The sequence below is a fragment of the Pseudomonas sp. CFBP13509 genome (assembly GCF_005233485.1).
GTDB lineage: Bacteria > Pseudomonadota > Gammaproteobacteria > Pseudomonadales > Pseudomonadaceae > Aquipseudomonas > Aquipseudomonas marginalis.
In genome coordinates, this window is sequence record NZ_QGAA01000003.1 from 166,350 (window position 1) to 186,472 (window position 20,123).

Here is a 20,123-nt window from a genome sequence, read left to right on the forward strand (position 1 = left end):
TCGGCCATGGGCCTGCATTTGAATCAAGGCGACGACGAACTCGTCGAGAACCACGAAATCAACGTCACGCCGTTTATCGACGTGATGCTCGTGCTGCTGATCATCTTCATGGTGGCCGCTCCATTGGCCACCGTGGACATCAAGGTTGACCTGCCCGCCTCCAGCGCCAAGCCTGCGCCGCGGCCGGAGAAACCGATCTTCCTCAGCGTCAAGGCGGACCAACGCCTGTTCCTGGGCGAAGAAGAGGTCAAGACCGAAACCCTGGGGCCGGTGCTCGATGCCAAGACCCAAGGCAAGAAGGACACGACGATCTTCTTCCAGGCCGACAAGGGCGTGGACTACGGCGACCTGATGAGCGTGATGGATGCCCTGCGGGCAGCCGGCTACCTCAAGGTAGGCCTGGTCGGACTTGAGACGGCAGCCAAGAAATGATCACGACGCGCCACAAACTGACGCGTTATGGCACCAGCCTCGCCGTCGTGCTGGGCGTGCATGCCGTCGCGATTGCCATCGCGCTCCACTGGTCAGCGCCGCGCACGGTGCAGTTGCCGCCGGCAGCCATGGTCATCGACCTGGCCCCGATGCCTGCACCGCCGCCTCCGGCGCCGCCGAAAGTGGTAACGCCGCCGCAACCGCCTGCACCGGTGGAAGAGCTGCCCCTGCCGAAACTGGCCGAGGCGCCCAAGCCAACGATCCAGGTGCCCAAGCCGGTCAAGCCCAAGCCTAAACCGCAGCCGCCCAAGCCGGTGGAGAAAAAGATCGAGCCGCCCAAGGAGAAACCCTCCGAGGACCCGCCGAGCGACGCTCCGCCCACCAAGGCACCGGCTGAAAAATCGGCCCAGCCCGTACCTGGCCCGTCGCCGCAACAGATCGCCGCCAAAGCGTCCTGGGAAGGCACCCTGCTGGCACACTTGCAGAAGTACAAGAAGTACCCGCCAGGTGCCCAGGCCCGTGGCAAGGAAGGCCTGAACCGCCTGAAGTTCGTGGTGGATGGCGACGGTAACGTGCTGTCCTACGAGTTGGTGGGGCGTTCCGGCAACGCCGACCTGGACCGCGCCACCCTGGACATGATCCGTCGTGCCCAGCCGCTGCCCAAGCCGCCAGCCGATATGCTCAAGGGCGGCAGCATCGAGATCGTTGCACCGTTCGTGTACAACATCGAGAAGCGTCGTCGCTGAAAATGATGATGGCGAGGGACACCCCTCGCCACTCTCAGCAAAATCCCGCGCATTCCCCCCTCAATCCCCAGCAAAGTTCTGATAACGTGCGTCTATCGATTGCAGCCGGTATGCTTGGCCCGCAACCTCATGGACGCCCGCTATGACTCTTACAGAATTACGCTACATCGTCACCCTCGCCCAAGAGCAACACTTTGGCCACGCGGCCGAGCGTTGCCACGTCAGCCAGCCGACGCTGTCGGTGGGCGTGAAGAAGCTTGAAGACGAACTCGGTGTGCTGATTTTCGAGCGCAGCAAAAGCGCCGTGCGCCTCACCCCGGTGGGCGAAGGCATCGTGGCCCAGGCCCAGAAGGTGCTGGAACAGGCGCAAAGCATTCGCGAACTGGCCCAGGCCGGCAAGAACCAGCTGACCGCACCGCTGAAAGTCGGCGCCATCTATACCGTCGGCCCGTACCTGTTCCCGCACCTGATCCCGCAACTGCACCGCGTCGCGCCGCAGATGCCGCTGTATATCGAAGAAAACTTTACCCACGTGCTGCGCGACAAACTGCGCAACGGCGAGCTGGACGCGATTATCATCGCGCTGCCGTTCAACGAAGCGGATGTGTTGACCCTGCCGCTCTACGACGAGCCGTTCTACGTGCTGATGCCCGCCTCCCATCCGTGGACGCAAAAAGACACCATCGACGCCGGCCTGCTCAACGACAAGAGCCTGCTGCTGCTCGGCGAAGGCCACTGCTTCCGCGACCAGGTGCTGGAAGCCTGCCCGACCCTGACCAAAGGCAACGACGGCGCCAAGCACACCACTGTGGAATCCAGCTCCCTGGAAACCATCCGGCATATGGTCGCTTCCGGCCTGGGCATCTCGATCCTGCCGCTGTCGGCAGTGGACAGCCATCACTACGCCCCCGGCGTGATCGAAGTACGCCCACTCACGCCACCGGTGCCGTTCCGTACCGTGGCGATTGCCTGGCGCGCCAGCTTCCCACGGCCCAAAGCCATTGAGATCCTCGCCGACTCGATCCGCCTGTGTTCGGTGGCCAAGCCGCCTGCTGCGAGCTAAGTAAACGTATGACTGAGCTGTCGCAGGTGTCGGTGACGGCACTCAAGGGTGTCGGCGAGGCCATGGCCGAGAAGCTGGCCAAGGTCGGCCTGGAAAACCTCCAGGACGTGCTGTTCCACCTGCCCTTGCGCTATCAGGATCGCACTCGCGTGGTGCCCATCGGCCAACTGCGTCCTGGGCAGGATGCGGTGGTCGAAGGCACCGTCAGCGGTGCCGACGTGGTGATGGGCAAGCGCCGCAGTCTGGTGGTGCGCCTGCAGGATGGCACCGGCGGCCTGAGCCTGCGCTTCTACCATTTCAGTAACGCACAGAAAGAAGGCCTCAAGCGCGGCACCCGCGTGCGCTGCTACGGCGAAGCGCGCCCCGGCGCCTCCGGCCTGGAGATCTACCACCCGGAATACCGCGCCATTACCGGTGACGAACCGCCGCCGGTGGACACCACCCTCACGCCGATCTACCCGCTCACCGAAGGCCTGACCCAACAGCGCCTGCGCCAATTGTGCATGCAGACCCTGAGCATGCTTGGCCCGCAGAGCCTGCCCGACTGGCTGCCCCTGGAACTGGCCCGCGACTACCAACTGGCGCCACTGGCCGATGCGATCCACTACCTGCATCACCCCCCTGCGGACGCCGATGTCGACGAACTGGCCCTCGGTCATCACTGGGCCCAGCACCGCCTGGCGTTCGAAGAACTGCTGACTCACCAACTGTCCCAGCAACGCCTGCGCGAAAGCATGCGCTCCCTGCGTGCGCCGGCCATGCCCAAGGCCACGCGCTTGCCTGCGCAATACCTGGCCAACCTCGGCTTTGCGCCGACCGGCGCCCAGCAGCGCGTGGGCAATGAAATCGCCTACGACCTCAGCCAGCACGAGCCGATGCTGCGCCTGATTCAGGGCGACGTGGGCGCGGGCAAGACCGTGGTCGCCGCCCTCGCCGCCCTGCAAGCCCTGGAAGCCGGTTACCAGGTGGCGCTGATGGCGCCCACCGAGATCCTCGCCGAGCAGCACTTCATCACGTTCAAGCGCTGGCTCGAGCCCCTGGGCCTGGAAGTCGCGTGGCTGGCCGGCAAGCTCAAGGGCAAGACGCGCGCGGCCGCGCTGGAACAGATCGCCGGCGGTGCACCGATGGTGGTGGGTACCCATGCGCTGTTCCAGGACGAAGTCCAGTTCAAGAACCTGGCCCTGGTGATCATCGACGAACAGCACCGCTTCGGCGTGCAACAGCGCCTGGCCCTGCGCCAGAAAGGCGTGGGCGGGCGCATGAACCCGCACCAGTTGATCATGACCGCCACCCCGATCCCGCGCACCCTGGCCATGAGCGCCTACGCCGACCTCGACACTTCGATCCTCGACGAACTGCCCCCCGGCCGCACACCGGTCAACACCGTGCTGGTCACCGACACCCGGCGCGTCGAAGTGATCGAACGTGTGCGCGGCGCCTGTGCCGAAGGCCGCCAGGCGTACTGGGTGTGCACACTGATCGAAGAGTCCGAGGAGCTGACCTGCCAGGCCGCCGAGACCACCTATGAAGACCTCACCAGCGCCTTGGGCGAACTCAAGGTCGGGCTGATCCATGGGCGCATGAAGCCCGCGGAAAAGGCCGCGGTGATGGCTGAATTCAAGGCCGGTAACCTGCAGCTGCTGGTCGCTACCACCGTGATTGAAGTGGGCGTGGACGTGCCCAACGCCAGCCTGATGATCATCGAAAACCCCGAACGCCTGGGCCTGGCGCAACTGCACCAATTGCGCGGCCGTGTGGGCCGAGGCAGCGCCGCCAGTCACTGTGTGCTGCTCTACCACCCTCCGTTGTCGCAGATCGGCCGCCAGCGCCTGGGCATCATGCGCGAGACCAACGACGGTTTTGTCATCGCCGAGAAAGACCTCGAACTGCGCGGCCCCGGCGAAATGCTCGGCACCCGCCAGACCGGCCTGCTGCAGTTCAAGGTCGCCGACCTGATGCGCGACGCCGACCTGCTGCCTGCCGTACGCGATGCGGCGCAGGCGTTGCTGGAACGCTGGCCGGATCACGTCAGCCCGCTGCTGGATCGCTGGCTGCGCCATGGGCAGCAATACGGCCAAGTGTGACGCCTGACGCACTTATCCGACCTACAGGTGTATCAAGCTGGTTATACTTCGGTGACTGTAAGAAATTGGATCAGGCCATGTCAGAAGTTGCCCACGCCACAGCCCCACTGACCGCCCCACCGGTCATTCGGGCTTTGCTCGCAAAACTCGCCATCAGCTACACGGAAGTCACCGAACATCCGGGCCTGAATCCTGCGCAAAAAGTCCAGGCCGTCTTGCTGGAAGACGCGGTGGGCGCCCTGATGGTGCTGTTCCCGCAGAACCAGCTGCTGGACCTCAACCGCCTTACCGAACTCACGGGTCGCCGCCTTACGGCCGTGTCGCCGGACCGCGTCGCGCGCATGCTGGGCAAGCACGACCTGAGCCTGCTGCCGGGCCTGCCGGCACTCACCAGTTCGCCGTGCCTGTACGAAGGCAGCCTGCTCGACGAGCCGAGCCTGCTGGTGCATTCGGGCGAAGCCGGGCTGCTGCTGGAAATCGCCAGCGACGCTTTCAAGACCATGCTCACCAAGGCCAGCGCGGCCCAGTTCGGTGAACCGCTGAGCAACATCCGCCCGAACCTCGACCGCCCCAATGATGACCGTGAGGAAATCACCCAGGCGATGCAGGCGTTTACCGCCCGTCGCATCCAGCAACGCCTGGAAGCGACCATCGAGATTCCACCGCTGGCCGACACCGCCCAGAAGATCATCAAGCTGCGCGTCGACCCCAATGCCACCATCGACGACATCACCGGCGTGGTCGAAACCGACCCGGCCCTGGCCGCCCAAGTGGTGAGCTGGGCCGCATCGCCGTACTACGCATCGCCGGGCAAGATCCGCTCGGTGGAAGACGCCATCGTGCGCGTGCTGGGTTTTGATCTGGTGATCAACCTCGCCTTGGGCCTGGCCCTGGGCAAGACCTTGAGCCTGCCCAAGGACCACCCGCACCAGGCCACACCGTACTGGCACCAGTCCATCTACACCGCCGCCGTGATCGAAGGCCTGACCCGCGCCATGCCCCGCGCTCAGCGCCCGGAAGCCGGCCTGACCTACCTCGCCGGCCTGCTGCACAACTTCGGCTACCTGTTGCTGGCCCATGTGTTCCCGCCGCACTTCTCGCTGATCTGCCGCCACCTGGAGGTCAACCCGCACCTGTGCCACAGCTATGTGGAGCAACACCTGCTGGGCATCAGCCGCGAGCAGATCGGCGCCTGGCTGATGCGCTACTGGGACATGCCGGACGAGCTGTCCACTGCCCTGCGCTTCCAGCACGACCCGACCTACGATGGGCAATACGCCGAATACCCGAACCTGGTGTGCCTGGCCGTGCGCCTGCTGCGCAGCCGGGGGATTGGGTCCGGGCCGGACGAGACCATCCCGGACGAACTGCTTGAGCGTTTGGGCTTGAGCCGTGACAAAGCGGATGAAGTCGTGGCCAAGGTGCTGGATGCCGAGGTGCTGCTGCGCGAATTGGCCTCGCAGTTCAGCCAGGCTTAACAGCAGCTGCAAGCTTCAAGTAGTCAGCTTCAAGCTTGCAGCTTGTGGCTCATCGCTTGGAGCTGCGCTTACGCCCCAAATACTTGGTCAACCCCTGGAACCAGATCACCAGCGCCGGGTTGCCCTTGATCTGGATCGACTTGTCCTGAATCCCCGTCATGAACGCCAGTTGCTTGTTCTTCGCCTGCATCGTGGCGAAGCCGTAGGCGGCATCCTTGAACGCGATGGCGAACGCCGGCTCCGGGTGAACGCCCGAGCGGCTGGTGATGCGTTGGTCTTTGACGATGAAGTGACGGGCAACCTTGCCGTCGAGGGTCTGCAACTGGAACGCGAGGTCTTTGTCACCCAGCTGTTGCTGGAAGGCAGGATTGGTGCGGCTGGCTTTGCCCATCATCAGGCCCAGCACCCACAGGAGAAGACGAAATTTCATGCACACGGCCTCGGTGTAATTATTGAGTGGCCGCAGCAGTTTAACCAATTGCAAAAAGAACGCTACCGATCTTGCGCATTAGCGGAAGATCGGCTGGCGTTTGACGCTTATAGCAGCATGTTACTTAAACGTTAGGGCAAGGCACCGGTGCCCAGTCGACCAGGTTAGGATCGCGGCAAGTGCCTTCGATCTGCGCTTTACCGGCGCTGGCGACCTTCTTGCTTTCATCCTGCTTGGTCTGGGCGGTCTGGAAGGTTTTCTCGGTGCTCACGGCTTCTGTTGGTACGGTTGGAAGCGGTGGCTTTTTCGGTGGCTTGGTGCCGGTACCTTTCTTCTTGCCCGGCGTCACAACGGGCGTTACATCGGCCTTGGCCACGGTGACCACGTCGGCACGCTGTACGCCGACCTGCTGCAGGTCTTTCTCGTAGGCCTGGGTGTAGTTGTTCAGGTCTTCGGCGGCTTTGCCGTTGACCGCCACGATCAGGTCATTGGATTCCTTCAGGCCCGAGACGATTTCCGCCAGGCGCTTGCGGCCTTCGGTGTCGTTGACGGTCTTGGCTTTGCGATCAGCCACCAACTTGGTGAATGCGCTCTGGTAGCACTGCTGGGACGCCCTGGCGTACGCGGTACTGCGGTCGATGTCGGAGGCGCTTTTGTTCACGTCAGCCGCATACGAGGCAATGCGCTGGTTGTCGTCGGCGATCTGCTTCTGACGCTCGGTGTAGTACCCCGCTGCGCCGCCGGCCAGGGCCCCGCCCGCTGCGCCGATGGCGGCGTTACGGCCACGTTTTTCCTTGTCGCCGGTCAGGGCGCCGAGCAGGGCACCGCCGGCCGCGCCGATGGCCGCACCGGTCACCACCGACTTGGTCATGTTCGAATCGGTGGCGCGCAAGTGCTGCACCGGCTCGTAGCAGTTAGGGTAGTACTCGACCTTGGTGCTCGACGCGACCTTGGAGGCCGGCGACGTGGCGCAGCCGGTCAGCACAGTGCTGAAACCGGCCGCGATCAGCAGCAAGTGACGCTTGGAAACCGCCTTACGGGAAAAAAGCATAGGTTGTGTTCTCTTCTAAGTTTGACTTGCCCAGTGCGGCCACTGCCGCCTGAGTCCCTTCCAAGCTCGCCATACAGCCAGCGATCAGCGCTGACCGCTCGCTGCGAGCAATTCCTTCAAGATCGTCGCCGGGTCGGCCCGCTGTTGCTTGCGGTAGTTGCCGACATGGCGAACGAACAGTGTTGCGCGCGTCACCAGGCTCTTGCCGAGCACGGGCTTGCGATCCAACTCTTCCTTGATCCGTTGAAACTGCGCCTGGATCACCGCATCGGTGTAACGCGTGCCGGTGGCCAGGTTGTCGATATAGATCGCCACCGCGCCATCGAGGGCGCTGCGTCCGTTCTCGATAGCCGTGGCAAACAGTGCCGCGCTGGCCTCTTCCTTGTTGTCCAGGGCCTGCTGGCGACTCTTCTGCAGGTTGGCCAGGCGGATGTTGTAGTTGCTGATGGTCTCGGCCACCAGCGCGGCCGACTGAATCAGGTTGCCCGCCGCTTCTTCGCGTTGCTGGGCGATCAGCGAGACATTGCGCTTGAGTTCTTCATTGACCAGCCCCAACTCGGCCTGCAGCTTGGGGTCGACGCTGGCGGCGATGATGCTGTCCAGGCGCTTGGTCGGGTCCTGGGCGTCGTCGATGGCGTCGGTCAGCGAGGCCAGGCGGCCTTCTTTCTGCCACTGCGCAAACAACTCCTTGTAACGCGAGCGCGGCGCCGACAACGCCCCGATTGCCACGCGGAATCCCGTGGTCTCGTTGCTTTGCTCGGTGCCGTCGGCGGCGAACAGCGGGTATTCGCGGCGCATGCCGGTAAACAGCGTGCCCTCGCCTTCGAGGTAGTTGCCGCCCTTGACCACAAAGCCGCCGTAGGTGCCCTGGCGACGACCGGCGTGCACCAGCTGGAAGGACTCCTGGACCATTTCCGCGGCGTTGCCGATCACGTCGAACATGCCGATGGGGTTGGGCAGCTTGGTACCGATAGGCATCAAGCGTGCGGCCTGGCCAGTACCGCCGGCGACCTGGTTGAACACCGCGTAATCACCCAGCGGGCCATCGCTTTCACTGCCTTCGGTGCGGCGTGGAAACAGGCGCCCTTCCAAGTCCTGGCGACTCACCGCCTGGCCACCGCGTGCGGCGAACTCCCACTCCACTTCAGTGGGCAGGCGCACGAAACCCAGGCCGCCGTCTTCCGCCGACGACCCACGACCGCTCACCGGCAGCAAATCGCGGTGGTATTTCATCAGCCAGGCGCTGTACACCGCCGAGAAGCGCTCAGCCTCAAAGCGCGACAGCTTCACCTTGGGCAAACGCCCGGCCATGCCGGTGGGCGCATCGCACGCCGGTGCCGGTTCGCCACTGGCCAGGGATTGCGCCTGGGCCATCACCTGGGCGTACTGGCGGGCGGTCACTTCGTACTTGCCGATGAAGTACAGCATGGGCTTGAGCGGGGTCTTGGCGTCGGTCTTCGGCATCAACGGAGCAATGACTTTGCTCCAGTCTTTCGGCAAGTCCTTGAGGGTGAACTGGCCGTTGATAAAGTCGCGGCGGTAGCCGGAGATAAATGACTGCTGGTAACCCGCCTCGCCTTCGGCGAAGGGGTAGCCGAGACTGATCTCGCGGTCATCCAAGGTCCCTTGGGCCAGCACGTAGGCGTAGCGGAACACCATAGTGCCTTCGCACGGCAGCGGGAGGCTGACGTCGTCGGGCAACGGCTTGGGGTTGTCGAGCTTGTCGCTCGCTTCATCGGCCATGGCCAGCGAGGCCAGGCTCAGCGCCACAACGGCGCCCAGTAACTTATACATCTCTGATTCCTTCAGAAGCCTGGATACGCGCCACTCGCCAACCACCACAGGCTGCCGCCACGGCGCTGACGCCAAGGACTGCAACCAGGGCCAGGCCATAGTGACGCGCCAGCAGGTGGCTGGCGTGTTCGCCCGGCACCTGCACGAATAACTTGTTCAACGCGGCCTCGGCCAGGCCATACAGCCCAACGCTGAGTAAAGCGGCAAACCCTGCGCTGTACAGCGCCTGCAGCACCACAAACAGCAACAGCGCGCCGGTGGAAAACCCCAACAGACGCAACACCGACAATTCCCGGCGCTTGCGTGCCACAGCGGCCAACGCCCCGGCGAAGATCGCCGCAAACGCGCCCGCCAAGGCCAGCCCGGCGATGATCCAGAAGACGATCGACAGGTTGCGGCTCAGCGACTGCACCTGGGCGATCGTCTGTGCCTGGGTCGATACCAACAGATTCTGCCCGGCGAAAAATACCCGCAGCGGCTCCACATCGGCCAGGCTGCGCGCATACAAGCGAAACGCCGGATACACCTGCTGCTCGCTCACACCCACCTCGTCACCGGCCCAACCCAACGCCGGTACCGCACGGCCATCGCGGTAATCTTCCGCCGCTTCCAGCAATCTCAAATCGGCAAACAACCCATCCCGGGCGAAGGCTTCCAGCGGCAGCACCCCCAGTACCTGCAAGCGCGTGCGCTGGGCTTCTACACGCCCCGCCACTTGCCGCGCAAAGCTGGTCTCCAGCCAATCCCCAGGCCGCGCCGCAAGCTTCTCGGCAGCGGTGTGGCTCAGCACGATCCGGTCCAGGCCCCTGGGCATCGGCAGGCCGTTCAGCAGCGGATCACCCGCAGCGGTCGGCAGCATTTCCAGGGTCAGCGTGCCCACCTGCGCCGTCGCCGCAATCTGCCGCGTGCGCGGTAAGGCGAACGCCACATCGCTGCGCTGGCCGAGCTGTTCGACAAATGCGCTGCTGAATCGACCACCGCCCAGCGGAATAATTTCACGGGTGGCCGGATCGGTCTCCAAACGTTCGGTCAAACTGCTAACCAGTCCAAATTTCAGGCCGAACAACACCAGCAACGGCGCAATCACCGCCACCAGCGCCAACACCGAACAGGCCGACAGCCAGGCATCGTTGCGGTAATCCTGAAAGGCCAGGGACGCCACCAAAGGGATGCGCATCAGCACGCCTCCCCAAGGGTCGCGGTGACGCCGCCATCGGTATCGCGACGGCAACTGATGCGCCGCACCTGCAAGCCACTGGCACGGGCCAAGGGTTCGTCATGGGTGGCGATCACACAGCCGGCGCGGTGCTCGCGGGCCTGGGCCAGCAGGGCCTGCATTACGCGCTCGGCATTCAGCGGGTCAAGGGACGCCGTCGGTTCATCGGCCAGCACCAGTTGCGGTGCATGGGCCAGGGCGCGGGCGCAGCTCACACGCTGGCGCTGGCCCACCGACAACGCAGCCGGCTTCTTGGCCAACTGGTCGCTGATCTCCAGCTGTTCCGCCAGGCGCGTCACGCTGCCATCGTCTTTCAACCCCAGCAGTTGCCGGGACAGCGCGATATTGCTGCGCACATCCAGAAAGCCCAGCAGCCCGCCGGTTTGCAGCACATAGCCCAAGTGCTGGCTGCGCAGCCCGGCCAGGGTGGATTGCTGATCGGCGCGCCACAGTCCACCAATGTCCTGCCGGTTGAATTCGAACCGGCCCACCTGATCCGGCGCCAGTACCAGCGCCAACAGATCCAGCAAGGTGCTCTTGCCGCACCCGCTCGGCCCGACAATTGCCAATTGCTCGCCGGCACGCAGGTGCAGCGCCGGGATCACCAGGCTGTAACGCTGGCTGCCGACACCCCGGCTTTTGTGCACCGCGCTCAAGTTCAGCATTACGGCAGTGTCGACAACGGCACGCGGTACAACGCATCACCCGGTTCGGCATCGCCGAAACGGACCCAGTTGGCCAGGTCATTGTGGAAGGTTTCGTAGAGGCGGATTTTCGAATCCAGCTCGTCGATAAAGTCTTCCTGCTCGGCCACGCTCAACGACAACCACAGGTCCTGGGTCATGTTCAGCGACTTGCTGCGGTACGGCAGGCCTTCCAGGTATTCGCCGAGAATGCCGCCGTCGGCCAGGTTGCCGCCCTTGCGCAGGGCTTGGGGGTCGCGGCTCATATAGGCCGAGGCGCTAGCGATTTCCTGGAAGAAATCCTTGGGCGAGGTCTGGGTCTTGCGCGCCGCATCGACGATCAGTTTCAGCGACTGTTGCAGGTCGTTGAGCTGCAATTTGGTCAGCATCACGCACACCTGGAACGCCGGCAGCGCGGGATTGGTCAGGTCGCGGTCGGCGGTCCAGGCACTGACCAGTTGCGGCGCCTGGCTGGCGTTCCGGCGACCGAGGAAGTCCATGTGCATGGCATAGCCGACCGCGGCGGATTTGTCCGCCAGGCTCGGCGCGGCACTCAGCAGCGGCACCGCTTGCGGCGTATTGCTGCGCACCTGGTGCACGAGGTTGGCGAACACGCTGCCGATCTCGTCGACACGCTCGCCCAGCTTGCGCACATCGCCACCCGGCACCGGCGTGTACAGGTCGCCGATCTGCGGGTTGGCGTCGGCGGTGAGGATGCGGTATTGGCTCTCGGCGCCGGCGTGGGTTTTCTTGCCGGCGTCGGTGCGCAGGTGCAGCGCGTAGATCTTGATCTGCTTGCCCAGTGCGGCCTGGCGCACTTCGGCTTCGTTCATCTGGGTGGCGGCAAACGGGTCGTTCTTGCGCAGCGCGCCCGCATCGGTGACCAGCAGGATGATACGACCGCCGTAGCCGGACCAGTCCATGCCGTCCACGGCCTGCATCACCCCGGCAAACGCGTCCTCGTTGAAGGAGTGGCTGGACACGGTGGACGCCTTGACCTGGCGCGCCATGTCGAGGAAGCGTTGCGGGTCGCGGCCCTGGTCGAGGCTGATCAGGGTCTTGGCCACGTATTCCAGGCCTGGGGTTTTCTTGATGCTGCTCCGGAAACCGACCATGCCGAAGCTGACACTGTCCAGCTCGCCACGCTCGGCGATACGGGTTTGCAGCTCGTGCACCACATCGCGGATCTGGTCGATGTAGGGCTGCATGGAGACCGTGGTGTCCACCACCAGCACCACGGCAGTGCGGAAGGCGTCGGCATTGGCGTTGATCACCGGGGTCGATGGTTTGGCCGCAGCGTTGCTGCCCGGGTCGATGGAGGCAACGTTAAGCAACTGCACCGGCTGGCCGTTTTCGTCGAAGCTCTCCTTGGCGTCGAAGATCGGCAACAGGTAGAACTGGTTCTGCGGCACCGCGCTGGCGGCCGGCTCCAGGGCCAGGACCTGGCCGTTGTCGTCGCTGTTCTTCTGCGCCTTGGCCAGCACGCCTTTGGCGGCGGCTGGATCGGCGAGCAACTTTTCCACTTCGCCGGATTGGCGCAGGAACATCACCGGCGCCCGGCCGGAGCGTTCGGTGAACTTGAGCACGAGGCTTTGCTTCCAGTCGCTGACCTGGGCGGCCGGCAACCAGCCGTCGCTGCGGCCATCGGTGGCGGCACCGACGCGCACCCACGGGCTGCCGTCGACGTCTTTGCGCTGGTACACATACAGCACGGAGAACGCCGGCAGGGCCTTGCCAGGCGCGCTGCCGGCGTCATCCGACAGCTTGGCGCCGGGCTTGCTGAGCACGCGCTGGAACAGGGTCTTCTTGCCGGCCATCAATAACGGCCGTTGGCCGCCGTCCACTTCGGCGGACGCAGTGGGCGTTGCCGGGGGCACGTCGGCGACCGCCGCCGGAGACTTGGCCTGAGGCACGACGGCAGCCGGCGGCTTGGCCGGCTCATCACTGCCGCTCAACCACCAGTAACTGCCGCCACCAATGGCCAATGCGACGGCCACCGCCACGGCGGCCAGTGCCAGCACCGGCCCACGACGCTGCTCGGACACGGCGTTATGCTGGGTCGGCGTCACCACCGGCTGGCGCACCGGTTGCGGCTGGGGTCTGTCGGTCGGGATGTCGATGGTGACCGGGGTCATGCCCGCCAGATCAAAACTCAGCGGGATCGGCAACGGCCGCACCAGCGTGGCCTCCGGCGACTCCGCAGGCAGGTTATCCAGCGCCTGCAGCAACGCCGCCGCATCCGGGAAACGCTCCGCCGGGTCCTTGGCCAACAGCTTGCGCAACACACCCTGATAACGCCCGTGGTGCACCGGCAATTCCGGCAAGGGTTCGGTCAGGTGCGCCAGCGCGGTGGACAGCGCGTCGTTGCCGTTGTACGGCAGCTTGCCGACGAGGATTTCATACAGCACCACGCCCAGCGCGTAGAGGTCGGCACGGCCATCGATCTCCTGGCCCCGCGCCTGCTCCGGGCTCATGTAGCTCGGCGTGCCCACGGCAAAGCCGGCCTGGGTGAATTGGGTGCGGTCGTCCAGGGACTTGGCAATGCCAAAGTCCGACAGCACCGCCGTGCCATCGGCGCGGAACAGGATGTTTGCCGGCTTGACGTCGCGGTGCACCAGCCCCTGGGCATGGGCATAGCCCAGCGCCGAGGCGATCTGGCGGATCAGCGTAATGCCCTGCTCCGGCGTCAGGCCGGCGGCGATGCGCTCCTTGAGCGTGCCGTTGGGCAGGTATTCCATGGCCATGTAGTACAGCTCACCGACATTGCCGATGTCATGGATGGTCACCGTGTGCGGGTGGGACAGCCGCGCCAGGGTCTTGCCCTCGCGCAGGAAACGTTCGCAGAAGCTCGGGTCGGCCGCCAGCGCCGCCGCCATCACCTTCAGCGCCACCTTGCGCTCCAGGGAGCGCTGGGTCGCCAGGTACACGCTGGCCATGGCGCCTTCGCCGATCTCGCCGTCGATGTCATAGCCCGGAATCACAATGTTCATGCCGATACCTTCACGACGATGGCGGTGATGTTGTCCGGCGCGCCACGGTTGAGCCCCAGGTGCACCAGGCTGCGCACGATTTCATCCGGCGCGTCGTGGCTGAGCACTTCGCGGATCTCATGGTCGTCGACGGTCTTGTTCAGACCATCGCTGCACAGCAGGTAGCTGTCGCCGGGGGCGATCAGCAGGTCGACCACCGCCAGTTCCAGCTGGGCTTCCACGCCAATGGCGCGGGTGACGATGTTGGCGCGCGGGTGCACGCGGGCATCGGCTTCGCTGAGCAGGCCGCTGTCCTGCAGGTCCTGGACGTAGCTGTGGTCGCGGGAGATGCCTTCGAGCACGCCGTCGCGCAGGCGGTACAGGCGGCTGTCGCCGGCCCACAGGCACACACCGCGCAAACCGCGCGCGGCGAGCACCACCACCGTGCTGCCCATCATGGTCACGCCACGGTTGGCGGTTTCTTCACGCACGGCGGCGTTGATGCGGGTCAGGTCATTGCGCAGGGCTGCCGAGTACTCGTCAAGGGAACGGCCCATCGGCACGCTGCGCAGGCTGTCGACGATCAGGCTGCTGACATAATCCCCCGCCGCGTGCCCGCCCATGCCGTCGGCCACCACCCACAGGCGGTTTTCCGGCAGGTCCAGGCACGCGTCTTCGTTGACCTGGCGAACCATGCCCACATGGCTTTTGCTCGCGGATTTGTACGTCGACCCCATCTACACCACACCTTCTTGTCCGAGCAGAAACTGCGCAAAATCGCCGGCGGCAGGCAGGCCCTGACACCGCAATAAACCAGGGGAAATCGTCTGCGAACCACGCCCCCACCACAGGCTCGCACCGTCGCAGGCCTGTTCGGCGAGCGCGGTCATGCGCTGGTGCGGCACGCTGGCCGCCACGCGCTGCAGCCCGGCGAAACGGCTGTCCACCGCACGCGGCTCGGTCGCCGGTAAGCCCAGGTCATCGAGGCCAGCGTTGAAGCGTTCAAACGTGGCGCCGGCATCCAGGGTGCTGAGCAACAGCTCTTCGGCCTGCTCAAACCAGCTGTCCGGCCCGCCCACCAGGGACGCCGGGTTGATGTCGTGATCGAGCAAGGTGACCACCGCCAACGGGAAATAGCGCCCGACCCGGTCAATGCTCGGCATCACCACGCCCGCCGCCGCGTCCGGCCCGCACACGCCGGGCGCCAGCACAAAGCGCCATAGAGGGCTGACCAGGTACGCATTGAGCCAGTCGGCGCCGAGGCTGTTCTGGCTGGCGAGCAACCCCGCCGCCAGCCAGCTGTCCCAAGGGCCGATAAAGCTCTGGGGCAAGGCACGGCTGACGAAGTCTCCGCGACTGGCCAGCTTGCCGTAGAAACCCAGCGTCGTCATAGCCGCTCCGGCAGGCTGAAGCCATTGAGCACACGGCTCTTGAACGGGTTGAAGGCGCTGTTGGCACGCAACTCGTAGGCGATGCTCGCACCGTCGACCCGCAGGCGCAGGTTGAAGCGGTCCGGCGAGTTGCCGGCGGTGAGGTCCGATTGCTCCAGCAGGCGGAACCAGGCCCACGGCCCGTCGAGGGTCACGCCCGAGCGACCACTGGCCGACGGCGGCATGATCGAGATACGCACCACGCCAATGCTGCCGGGGTTCGGCCATTGCATCGCCACCGGGCGGCTGGGGCCGTGGTCGTAGCTCAATTGCTGGCCGTCGAGGTCGAGCAGGAACTGGGTGATCGTCGGGTCCATCGACACCGGTTTGAGTTCAAAACGCACGATCGGTTGGGTGCCACCGGAGCGGAAAAACGCATCGCGGATCGTCGCCGCGCGCTGGAAGGTTTGCAGCACGCCCGGCGCAATCCCGAGTTTCTGTGCCGCGCCCGGCTGCCAGCGCCAGGTCTGTGCCGAGGTGTCCACGTACGGCTGCAGGTATTTGCGGAAGTAGTTGTCCATCACCCCGCCCACGCCGAAGAACTGGCCGAAGTCATCCAGGGTCGCATCCCGCGCACTGCCCGGCGACATCGGGTAACGACCGGCCAGGGACTGGCGGTACACGTTGACCACTTCGCTGACCCACGCCGCGTTCAGTTGGTTACGCACCCCGCCCATCATGCTGTTGGTGGTGGAGTTGACCACCGACTTGACCATGCCCTGCACCAGCGGCGGTTGGCGCTCGGCGTTCAGGCTGACCCGTGTGGCCGCAGCCGCCGCCTGGTTCTTCGCCTCGCCAAGCAAGGCATCGCCGCTGGCCCCGACCATGGCGCTGACCTGCACATACAGCGCGTTCATGTCCGACAACAGGCCGTCGATGGCCGCCGGTTCGCCTTCGTTCTTGCTGACGATACTGTTGAGTTCGGCAAAGTGCGCGGTCACCGGATCATCCGCTGCAGCCGGCGCATTGGCCGTCGGTTGCTCCTGGCCGAGCAGGCTGCCGAGGCGCTCCTTGAGCTTGTCGACGCCACCTTCCACCGGCACGCCTTTAGCGGCCAATTGGCGCTCTTCGGCTTGCAGATCGGTTTCCTTGGCCACGGCCACCAGCAGTTTTTTCAGCGGCGAACTCGGCCCGGAAATCACCCGCAGCACATCGGCTGCCTGGGCCACGCTGGTGATGGGCACAAAGTCGATATCGGCGAGCAACGCATCCCATTGGCGCTGATAGTCCTGGAAATACAGGCGACGCACATCGGCGGCCAGGCTGACCACGTTCTGCTGATCGGCCTGCTCATGGCCCAGCACCCATTGCTCTTCAGCCAGGGTGCCGGTCTGGTTCAGGCTGCTGAGCAAAAACGCCTGGCGATAGCCCTTGGCGGTGAAAAAGCCACTCAACGGCTCGCCCAACGGCTTGCCGCTTTTACGGCTGAACACCAGCGCGGCATCGCGGCCAGCGGCTTCGTTGATACGGAAGTCCGGGATACCTTCAGGCAGTTTCTGGCGTTTGACCCGGTCGTAGACACGCTGGGCCACCGGCAGCTGTTGCAACTGGCGACGCAGATCGTCGATCAAGCGCGGGTCAAGGCGCGCATTCGGCGGATGGCGCTCGAACAGCGCCTGCAAGTGCCCGGTCAACGCCTGGCGCTGATCGGCCGGCAGATCGCGCGGCAGGTTGCGGTCCCAGTCGAGGGCGATCCAGGCCTTGATGAAGTCCGGATCGTAATGCTCGCTGTCGGCGAGCATCAGGTAGGCCTTGAGGCCTTCGTAGAGGAAGTCGGAGTTGCCGCCGCCGTGCAGTTGCTCCTCGATGCGCGTCACCAGGCGCGGCGCGAACACGGCGATCAACAGCTTGCGATAGACGCTGGCGGACTCGGCTTCGAGCATATCGCCCTGATACAGCCCCAGGCCTTCGGACCAGCTCGGCGAATCCCCCGCGAGGTTCTTCACCGCATTGAGCAGCGGCAGCACCGCGAGCACTTCACGCTGCGCCGGGCTGAGGTTCTGGACGGTCTGGCCCAGTGGCGCGACCCTTTGGTCGACCTGGGCGATATACGCCTGGTTGGCGCGATAACTCACCCACCACAGGCTGCTGACCACGATCACCAAGGCCACGGTGGCCGCGAGTACACCGCGTGCGATCCACGTGCGCCGACGCTCGACTTTCGGGTTAACGCCCACCAGTCCTCGTTCGGCAAAGGCCACGGCGGTGAAGAGTTTTTCGATGAAGTAACTGCGCCCGGTGCCGCTCTGGCGCGCCAGGTGCTGGCGGTCCAGGTTCATGCTCTGGGCCATGGCGCCGATCAGGCGATCGATCGGGCTGCCTTCCTGGGTGCCGCTGGTGAAGTACACGCCGCGCAGCAACACGCGCTCTTCAAAGGCATTGGGCTTGAACACGCCTTCGAGGAAGCTTTGCAGGCAGTCCTTCAATGCGCCGAACTGCTGCGGAAAACCGTAGATCAGGTCGCGCCGCGCCGGGTCACGCTCCTGTTGCAGGCGCTCCACCAGGCGTTCGTTGAGGCGCTGCTCGAGGCCGGCGAATTCGCTTTGCAGGTGCGCCAGGGGGCTGTCGCTGTTCTTGCCGTCGTCCAAGGCAAAGGTCATGCCCCAGACCTGGGCGCGTTCTTCCTTGCTCAGGTTGTCGAAGAACTCCATGAAGCCCGGCACCAGGTCGAGCTTGGTCAGCATCAGGTAGATCGGGAAACGCACGCCCAATTGGGTGTACAGCTCCTGGATACGCAGGCGGATCGCCGCCGCGTGGGCCGCGCGTTCGGCATCGGTGCCCAGCAGCAGGTCCGACAGGCTGATGGCGATAAAGGCGCCATCGATCGGGCGGCGCGAGCGCTGCTTTTTCAGCAGGTCGAGAAAGCCCAGCCAGGCGGCTTTGTCCACCGTGGAATTGCTGTCCTGGGTGGTGTAGCGGCCGGCGGTGTCGAGCAATACCGCCTGGTCGGTAAACCACCAGTCACAGTGACGCGTACCGCCAACACCGCGCACCGCCCCGGCGCCCAACTGGGCCGCCAGCGGAAAGTGCAGCCCGGAGTTGACCAGCGCCGTGGTCTTGCCCGAACCCGGCGGGCCGATGATCACGTACCACGGCAGCTCGTAGAGGTTGCGGCGTTCGTCGCCACCGAGCTTGGCCTTTTTCAGCAGCGCCAGGGCTTCGTCCATGCGCTGGCGCAGGGTGGTGAGCTCTTCGGCGGTCGCCACGCTGTTGGGGTCGGCCGGGGTTTCGGCCGCCAGGCTGCGCATCACTTCGGCCGCTTGGCGCCGCGCCTGGATGATGCGGAACACGCGGTAGGCGATCCACACCGCAAACACCAGGATGATCAGCGCCCAACGGCGCCCTTCCGGCACCAGCACGTCGAGCAACGGCCCCACAAACCAGATGATCAGGCTCAGGGCGATCAGGCCCAGCACGGGGATCACCCAGCGAATCATGAAACTGAAAAACGCCTTCACTCGACGCCCTCCGCCAATACGGTGATTTCAACCCGACGATTGCGGGCACGGCCTTCGGCAGTTGCGTTGGTCGCCAACGGCTCGGTGTCGCTGCGGCCCTCGGCACTGAAGCGATCAGCTTGGCCGGTCTTGGCCGCGAGGATCTCCAATACCGACTTGGCCCGCGCTTCGGACAAGGCCCAGTTGGATGGGAAACGCAGCGTGGCAATCGGGCGGTTGTCGCTGTGCCCGGTGACGCGCACCTGGCCCTTGACCTTGCGGATGGCGTCGGCGATGCGCAGCATCAGCGGCTGGTAGTCATCGACGATGCTGGAACTGGCGGACGCAAACAGCTCATCGCCACGAATGGTGACCACGGAGCGGTCGACCTTGTCTTCCACCGCGACGCGACCGGCCTTGATGTCTTCCGCCAGGAAGCCGGCCAGACGCGGACGCTCGATCACTTTTGGTTGCGCCACGGGACGGTCGATGGCCTGCACCGGGATCTCGCCCAGGGCATGGATGTTCTTGAACACCGGTTCAGCCTGCGCCGCGAGCAGCAGGCGCAAGGTGAACAGCAAGGCCAGCAACAACGCCAGGCCAATCGCCACGGCGATCCACGGCGGCATGAACTGCGCCAGCCGATCACGCGCGACGGTGACGCCGCGCCAATGGGGCGACAGCTCGCGCTCGTGGTCACCGCGAGCACTGCGAATCGCCGCCGCCGTGCGCTCACGCAAGGCTTCCAATTGGCTGCGACCGTCGTTCATCACGCGGTAACGGCCTTCGAACCCCAGGCACATGCACAGGTACAACAGCTCCAGCAGGTACAGGCGCTCCCGTGGACTTTGCAGGCAGTGGTCGAGCAACTGGAAGACTTTTTCGCCCCCCCATGCTTCGTTGTGCACCGTGATCAACAGGCTCTGCTTGCCCCAATCGCTGGTGCTGCCCCACGGCGTGCTCAACACCGCTTCATCGAGGGCGGTGCACAGCGCGTAGCGCGCCAGCAGCACCTCGTTGCGGGCCACGCCAGCGGCTTCGGCGCGTTCTTCGAACTGGCGCAGGTACGCCAGCAACTGCGCGCGCAGGCTGGCCGGCGCCGGGTGCGCGATGGTGTTGCGCAGGCGCGTCAACAGCGCCAACAGCGGGCCGGCGGCGCTTTCCAGCGGGTTCAGGCCCTGGCTTTTGCCGGTGAGGATCGGCGCGGCCGGCATCGACAGCGGGGCCGGCTCGGCACGCGCGGGTTCCGGCGCGCGGCCACCCGGGCGCGGCATGAACTGGGTGCGGTCGTCATCATTGGGATGCATCGC

15 protein-coding genes are annotated in these 20,123 nt (G+C 65.0%); 5 read left to right on the top strand and 10 right to left on the bottom strand.

Translation table 11 applies throughout. The annotated features are described in order from the left end of the window. Window positions 1-6 precede the first annotated feature (6 nt). The 5 genes from exbD to PspCFBP13509_RS06685 all read left to right on the top strand — a co-directional run bounded on the left by exbD (window position 7) and on the right by PspCFBP13509_RS06685 (window position 5,803). Entirely contained in the window at window positions 7-432 is a 426-nt protein-coding gene (gene exbD, locus PspCFBP13509_RS06665) for a TonB system transport protein ExbD (RefSeq protein WP_017526806.1), read from the top strand. After that, a complete protein-coding gene (locus PspCFBP13509_RS06670; RefSeq protein ID WP_027608280.1) occupies window positions 429-1,178 on the top strand; it encodes a TonB family protein in 750 nt (249 codons plus the stop codon). Before exbD ends, PspCFBP13509_RS06670 begins: the two co-directional genes overlap by 4 nt. A gap of 142 nt (window positions 1,179-1,320) precedes the next feature. Continuing rightward, window positions 1,321-2,241 carry a hydrogen peroxide-inducible genes activator gene (locus PspCFBP13509_RS06675; protein ID WP_015886540.1) on the top strand — a complete coding sequence of 307 codons (921 nt, stop codon included), beginning with the start codon at window positions 1,321-1,323 and terminating at the stop codon, window positions 2,239-2,241. An 8-nt stretch (window positions 2,242-2,249) separates the two neighbouring features. Continuing rightward, complete coding sequence (gene recG, locus PspCFBP13509_RS06680) at window positions 2,250-4,325, top strand: ATP-dependent DNA helicase RecG (protein WP_137211717.1); 2,076 nt, start codon at window positions 2,250-2,252, stop codon at window positions 4,323-4,325. 77 nt (window positions 4,326-4,402) lie between these two features. After that, complete coding sequence (locus PspCFBP13509_RS06685; protein WP_065926720.1) at window positions 4,403-5,803, top strand: aminoacyl-tRNA deacylase and HDOD domain-containing protein; 1,401 nt, start codon at window positions 4,403-4,405, stop codon at window positions 5,801-5,803. A gap of 49 nt (window positions 5,804-5,852) precedes the next feature. Here the strand turns inward: PspCFBP13509_RS06685 and PspCFBP13509_RS06690 are convergent, their stop codons facing one another. From PspCFBP13509_RS06690 to PspCFBP13509_RS06735, 10 genes are all read right to left on the bottom strand, one after another. Then, the gene (locus PspCFBP13509_RS06690) at window positions 5,853-6,233 is read right to left on the bottom strand and encodes a helicase (protein ID WP_137211718.1); all 381 of its coding nucleotides are present in this window, start codon (window positions 6,231-6,233) and stop codon (window positions 5,853-5,855) included. Between the two features lie 124 nt (window positions 6,234-6,357). Beyond that, window positions 6,358-7,284, bottom strand: coding sequence for a type VI secretion system-associated lipoprotein TagQ (gene tagQ, locus PspCFBP13509_RS06695; RefSeq protein WP_027608277.1), 927 nt, complete (start codon window positions 7,282-7,284; stop codon window positions 6,358-6,360). Between the two features lie 84 nt (window positions 7,285-7,368). Continuing rightward, window positions 7,369-9,027 (bottom strand): formylglycine-generating enzyme family protein, encoded by a 1,659-nt coding sequence (locus PspCFBP13509_RS06700; RefSeq protein WP_242001056.1) that lies wholly within the window; start codon window positions 9,025-9,027, stop codon window positions 7,369-7,371. Window positions 9,028-9,070: 43 nt separating this feature from the next. Beyond that, window positions 9,071-10,255, bottom strand: coding sequence for an FtsX-like permease family protein (locus PspCFBP13509_RS06705; RefSeq protein ID WP_137211719.1), 1,185 nt, complete (start codon window positions 10,253-10,255; stop codon window positions 9,071-9,073). Then, complete coding sequence (locus PspCFBP13509_RS06710; protein ID WP_065926723.1) at window positions 10,255-10,959, bottom strand: ABC transporter ATP-binding protein; 705 nt, start codon at window positions 10,957-10,959, stop codon at window positions 10,255-10,257. The genes PspCFBP13509_RS06705 and PspCFBP13509_RS06710 overlap by 1 nt, the downstream gene beginning before the upstream one ends. Continuing rightward, complete coding sequence (locus tag PspCFBP13509_RS06715) at window positions 10,959-13,967, bottom strand: serine/threonine-protein kinase (protein WP_137211720.1); 3,009 nt, start codon at window positions 13,965-13,967, stop codon at window positions 10,959-10,961. The genes PspCFBP13509_RS06710 and PspCFBP13509_RS06715 overlap by 1 nt, the downstream gene beginning before the upstream one ends. Beyond that, complete coding sequence (locus tag PspCFBP13509_RS06720; RefSeq protein WP_065926725.1) at window positions 13,964-14,683, bottom strand: PP2C family protein-serine/threonine phosphatase; 720 nt, start codon at window positions 14,681-14,683, stop codon at window positions 13,964-13,966. The genes PspCFBP13509_RS06715 and PspCFBP13509_RS06720 overlap by 4 nt, the downstream gene beginning before the upstream one ends. After that, window positions 14,684-15,337 carry a type VI secretion system-associated protein TagF gene (tagF, locus tag PspCFBP13509_RS06725; RefSeq protein WP_065926726.1) on the bottom strand — a complete coding sequence of 218 codons (654 nt, stop codon included), beginning with the start codon at window positions 15,335-15,337 and terminating at the stop codon, window positions 14,684-14,686. Beyond that, complete coding sequence (tssM, locus tag PspCFBP13509_RS06730) at window positions 15,334-18,834, bottom strand: type VI secretion system membrane subunit TssM (RefSeq protein WP_137211721.1); 3,501 nt, start codon at window positions 18,832-18,834, stop codon at window positions 15,334-15,336. Before tssM ends, tagF begins: the two co-directional genes overlap by 4 nt. After that, on the bottom strand, window positions 18,831-20,120 hold the full coding sequence (locus PspCFBP13509_RS06735; RefSeq protein ID WP_027608269.1) for a DotU family type VI secretion system protein: 1,290 nt from the start codon (window positions 20,118-20,120) through the stop codon (window positions 18,831-18,833). The genes tssM and PspCFBP13509_RS06735 overlap by 4 nt, the downstream gene beginning before the upstream one ends. Window positions 20,121-20,123 lie beyond the last annotated feature (3 nt).

What these genes read in the sequence shown, in the direction of transcription:
- PspCFBP13509_RS06700 (WP_242001056.1), bottom strand. Translation starts at nt 9,027, where the DNA reads ATGGCCGATGAAGCGAGCGACAAGCTCGACAACCCCAAGCCGTTGCCC.
- tagQ (WP_027608277.1), bottom strand. Translation starts at nt 7,284, where the DNA reads ATGCTTTTTTCCCGTAAGGCGGTTTCCAAGCGTCACTTGCTGCTGATC.
- PspCFBP13509_RS06670 (WP_027608280.1), top strand. Translation starts at nt 429, where the DNA reads ATGATCACGACGCGCCACAAACTGACGCGTTATGGCACCAGCCTCGCC.
- PspCFBP13509_RS06720 (WP_065926725.1), bottom strand. Translation starts at nt 14,683, where the DNA reads ATGGGGTCGACGTACAAATCCGCGAGCAAAAGCCATGTGGGCATGGTT.
- PspCFBP13509_RS06685 (WP_065926720.1), top strand. Translation starts at nt 4,403, where the DNA reads ATGTCAGAAGTTGCCCACGCCACAGCCCCACTGACCGCCCCACCGGTC.
- recG (WP_137211717.1), top strand. Translation starts at nt 2,250, where the DNA reads ATGACTGAGCTGTCGCAGGTGTCGGTGACGGCACTCAAGGGTGTCGGC.
- PspCFBP13509_RS06690 (WP_137211718.1), bottom strand. Translation starts at nt 6,233, where the DNA reads ATGAAATTTCGTCTTCTCCTGTGGGTGCTGGGCCTGATGATGGGCAAA.
- PspCFBP13509_RS06710 (WP_065926723.1), bottom strand. Translation starts at nt 10,959, where the DNA reads ATGCTGAACTTGAGCGCGGTGCACAAAAGCCGGGGTGTCGGCAGCCAG.
- PspCFBP13509_RS06735 (WP_027608269.1), bottom strand. Translation starts at nt 20,120, where the DNA reads ATGCATCCCAATGATGACGACCGCACCCAGTTCATGCCGCGCCCGGGT.
- PspCFBP13509_RS06675 (WP_015886540.1), top strand. Translation starts at nt 1,321, where the DNA reads ATGACTCTTACAGAATTACGCTACATCGTCACCCTCGCCCAAGAGCAA.
- PspCFBP13509_RS06705 (WP_137211719.1), bottom strand. Translation starts at nt 10,255, where the DNA reads ATGCGCATCCCTTTGGTGGCGTCCCTGGCCTTTCAGGATTACCGCAAC.
- PspCFBP13509_RS06715 (WP_137211720.1), bottom strand. Translation starts at nt 13,967, where the DNA reads ATGAACATTGTGATTCCGGGCTATGACATCGACGGCGAGATCGGCGAA.
- tagF (WP_065926726.1), bottom strand. Translation starts at nt 15,337, where the DNA reads ATGACGACGCTGGGTTTCTACGGCAAGCTGGCCAGTCGCGGAGACTTC.
- exbD (WP_017526806.1), top strand. Translation starts at nt 7, where the DNA reads ATGGGCCTGCATTTGAATCAAGGCGACGACGAACTCGTCGAGAACCAC.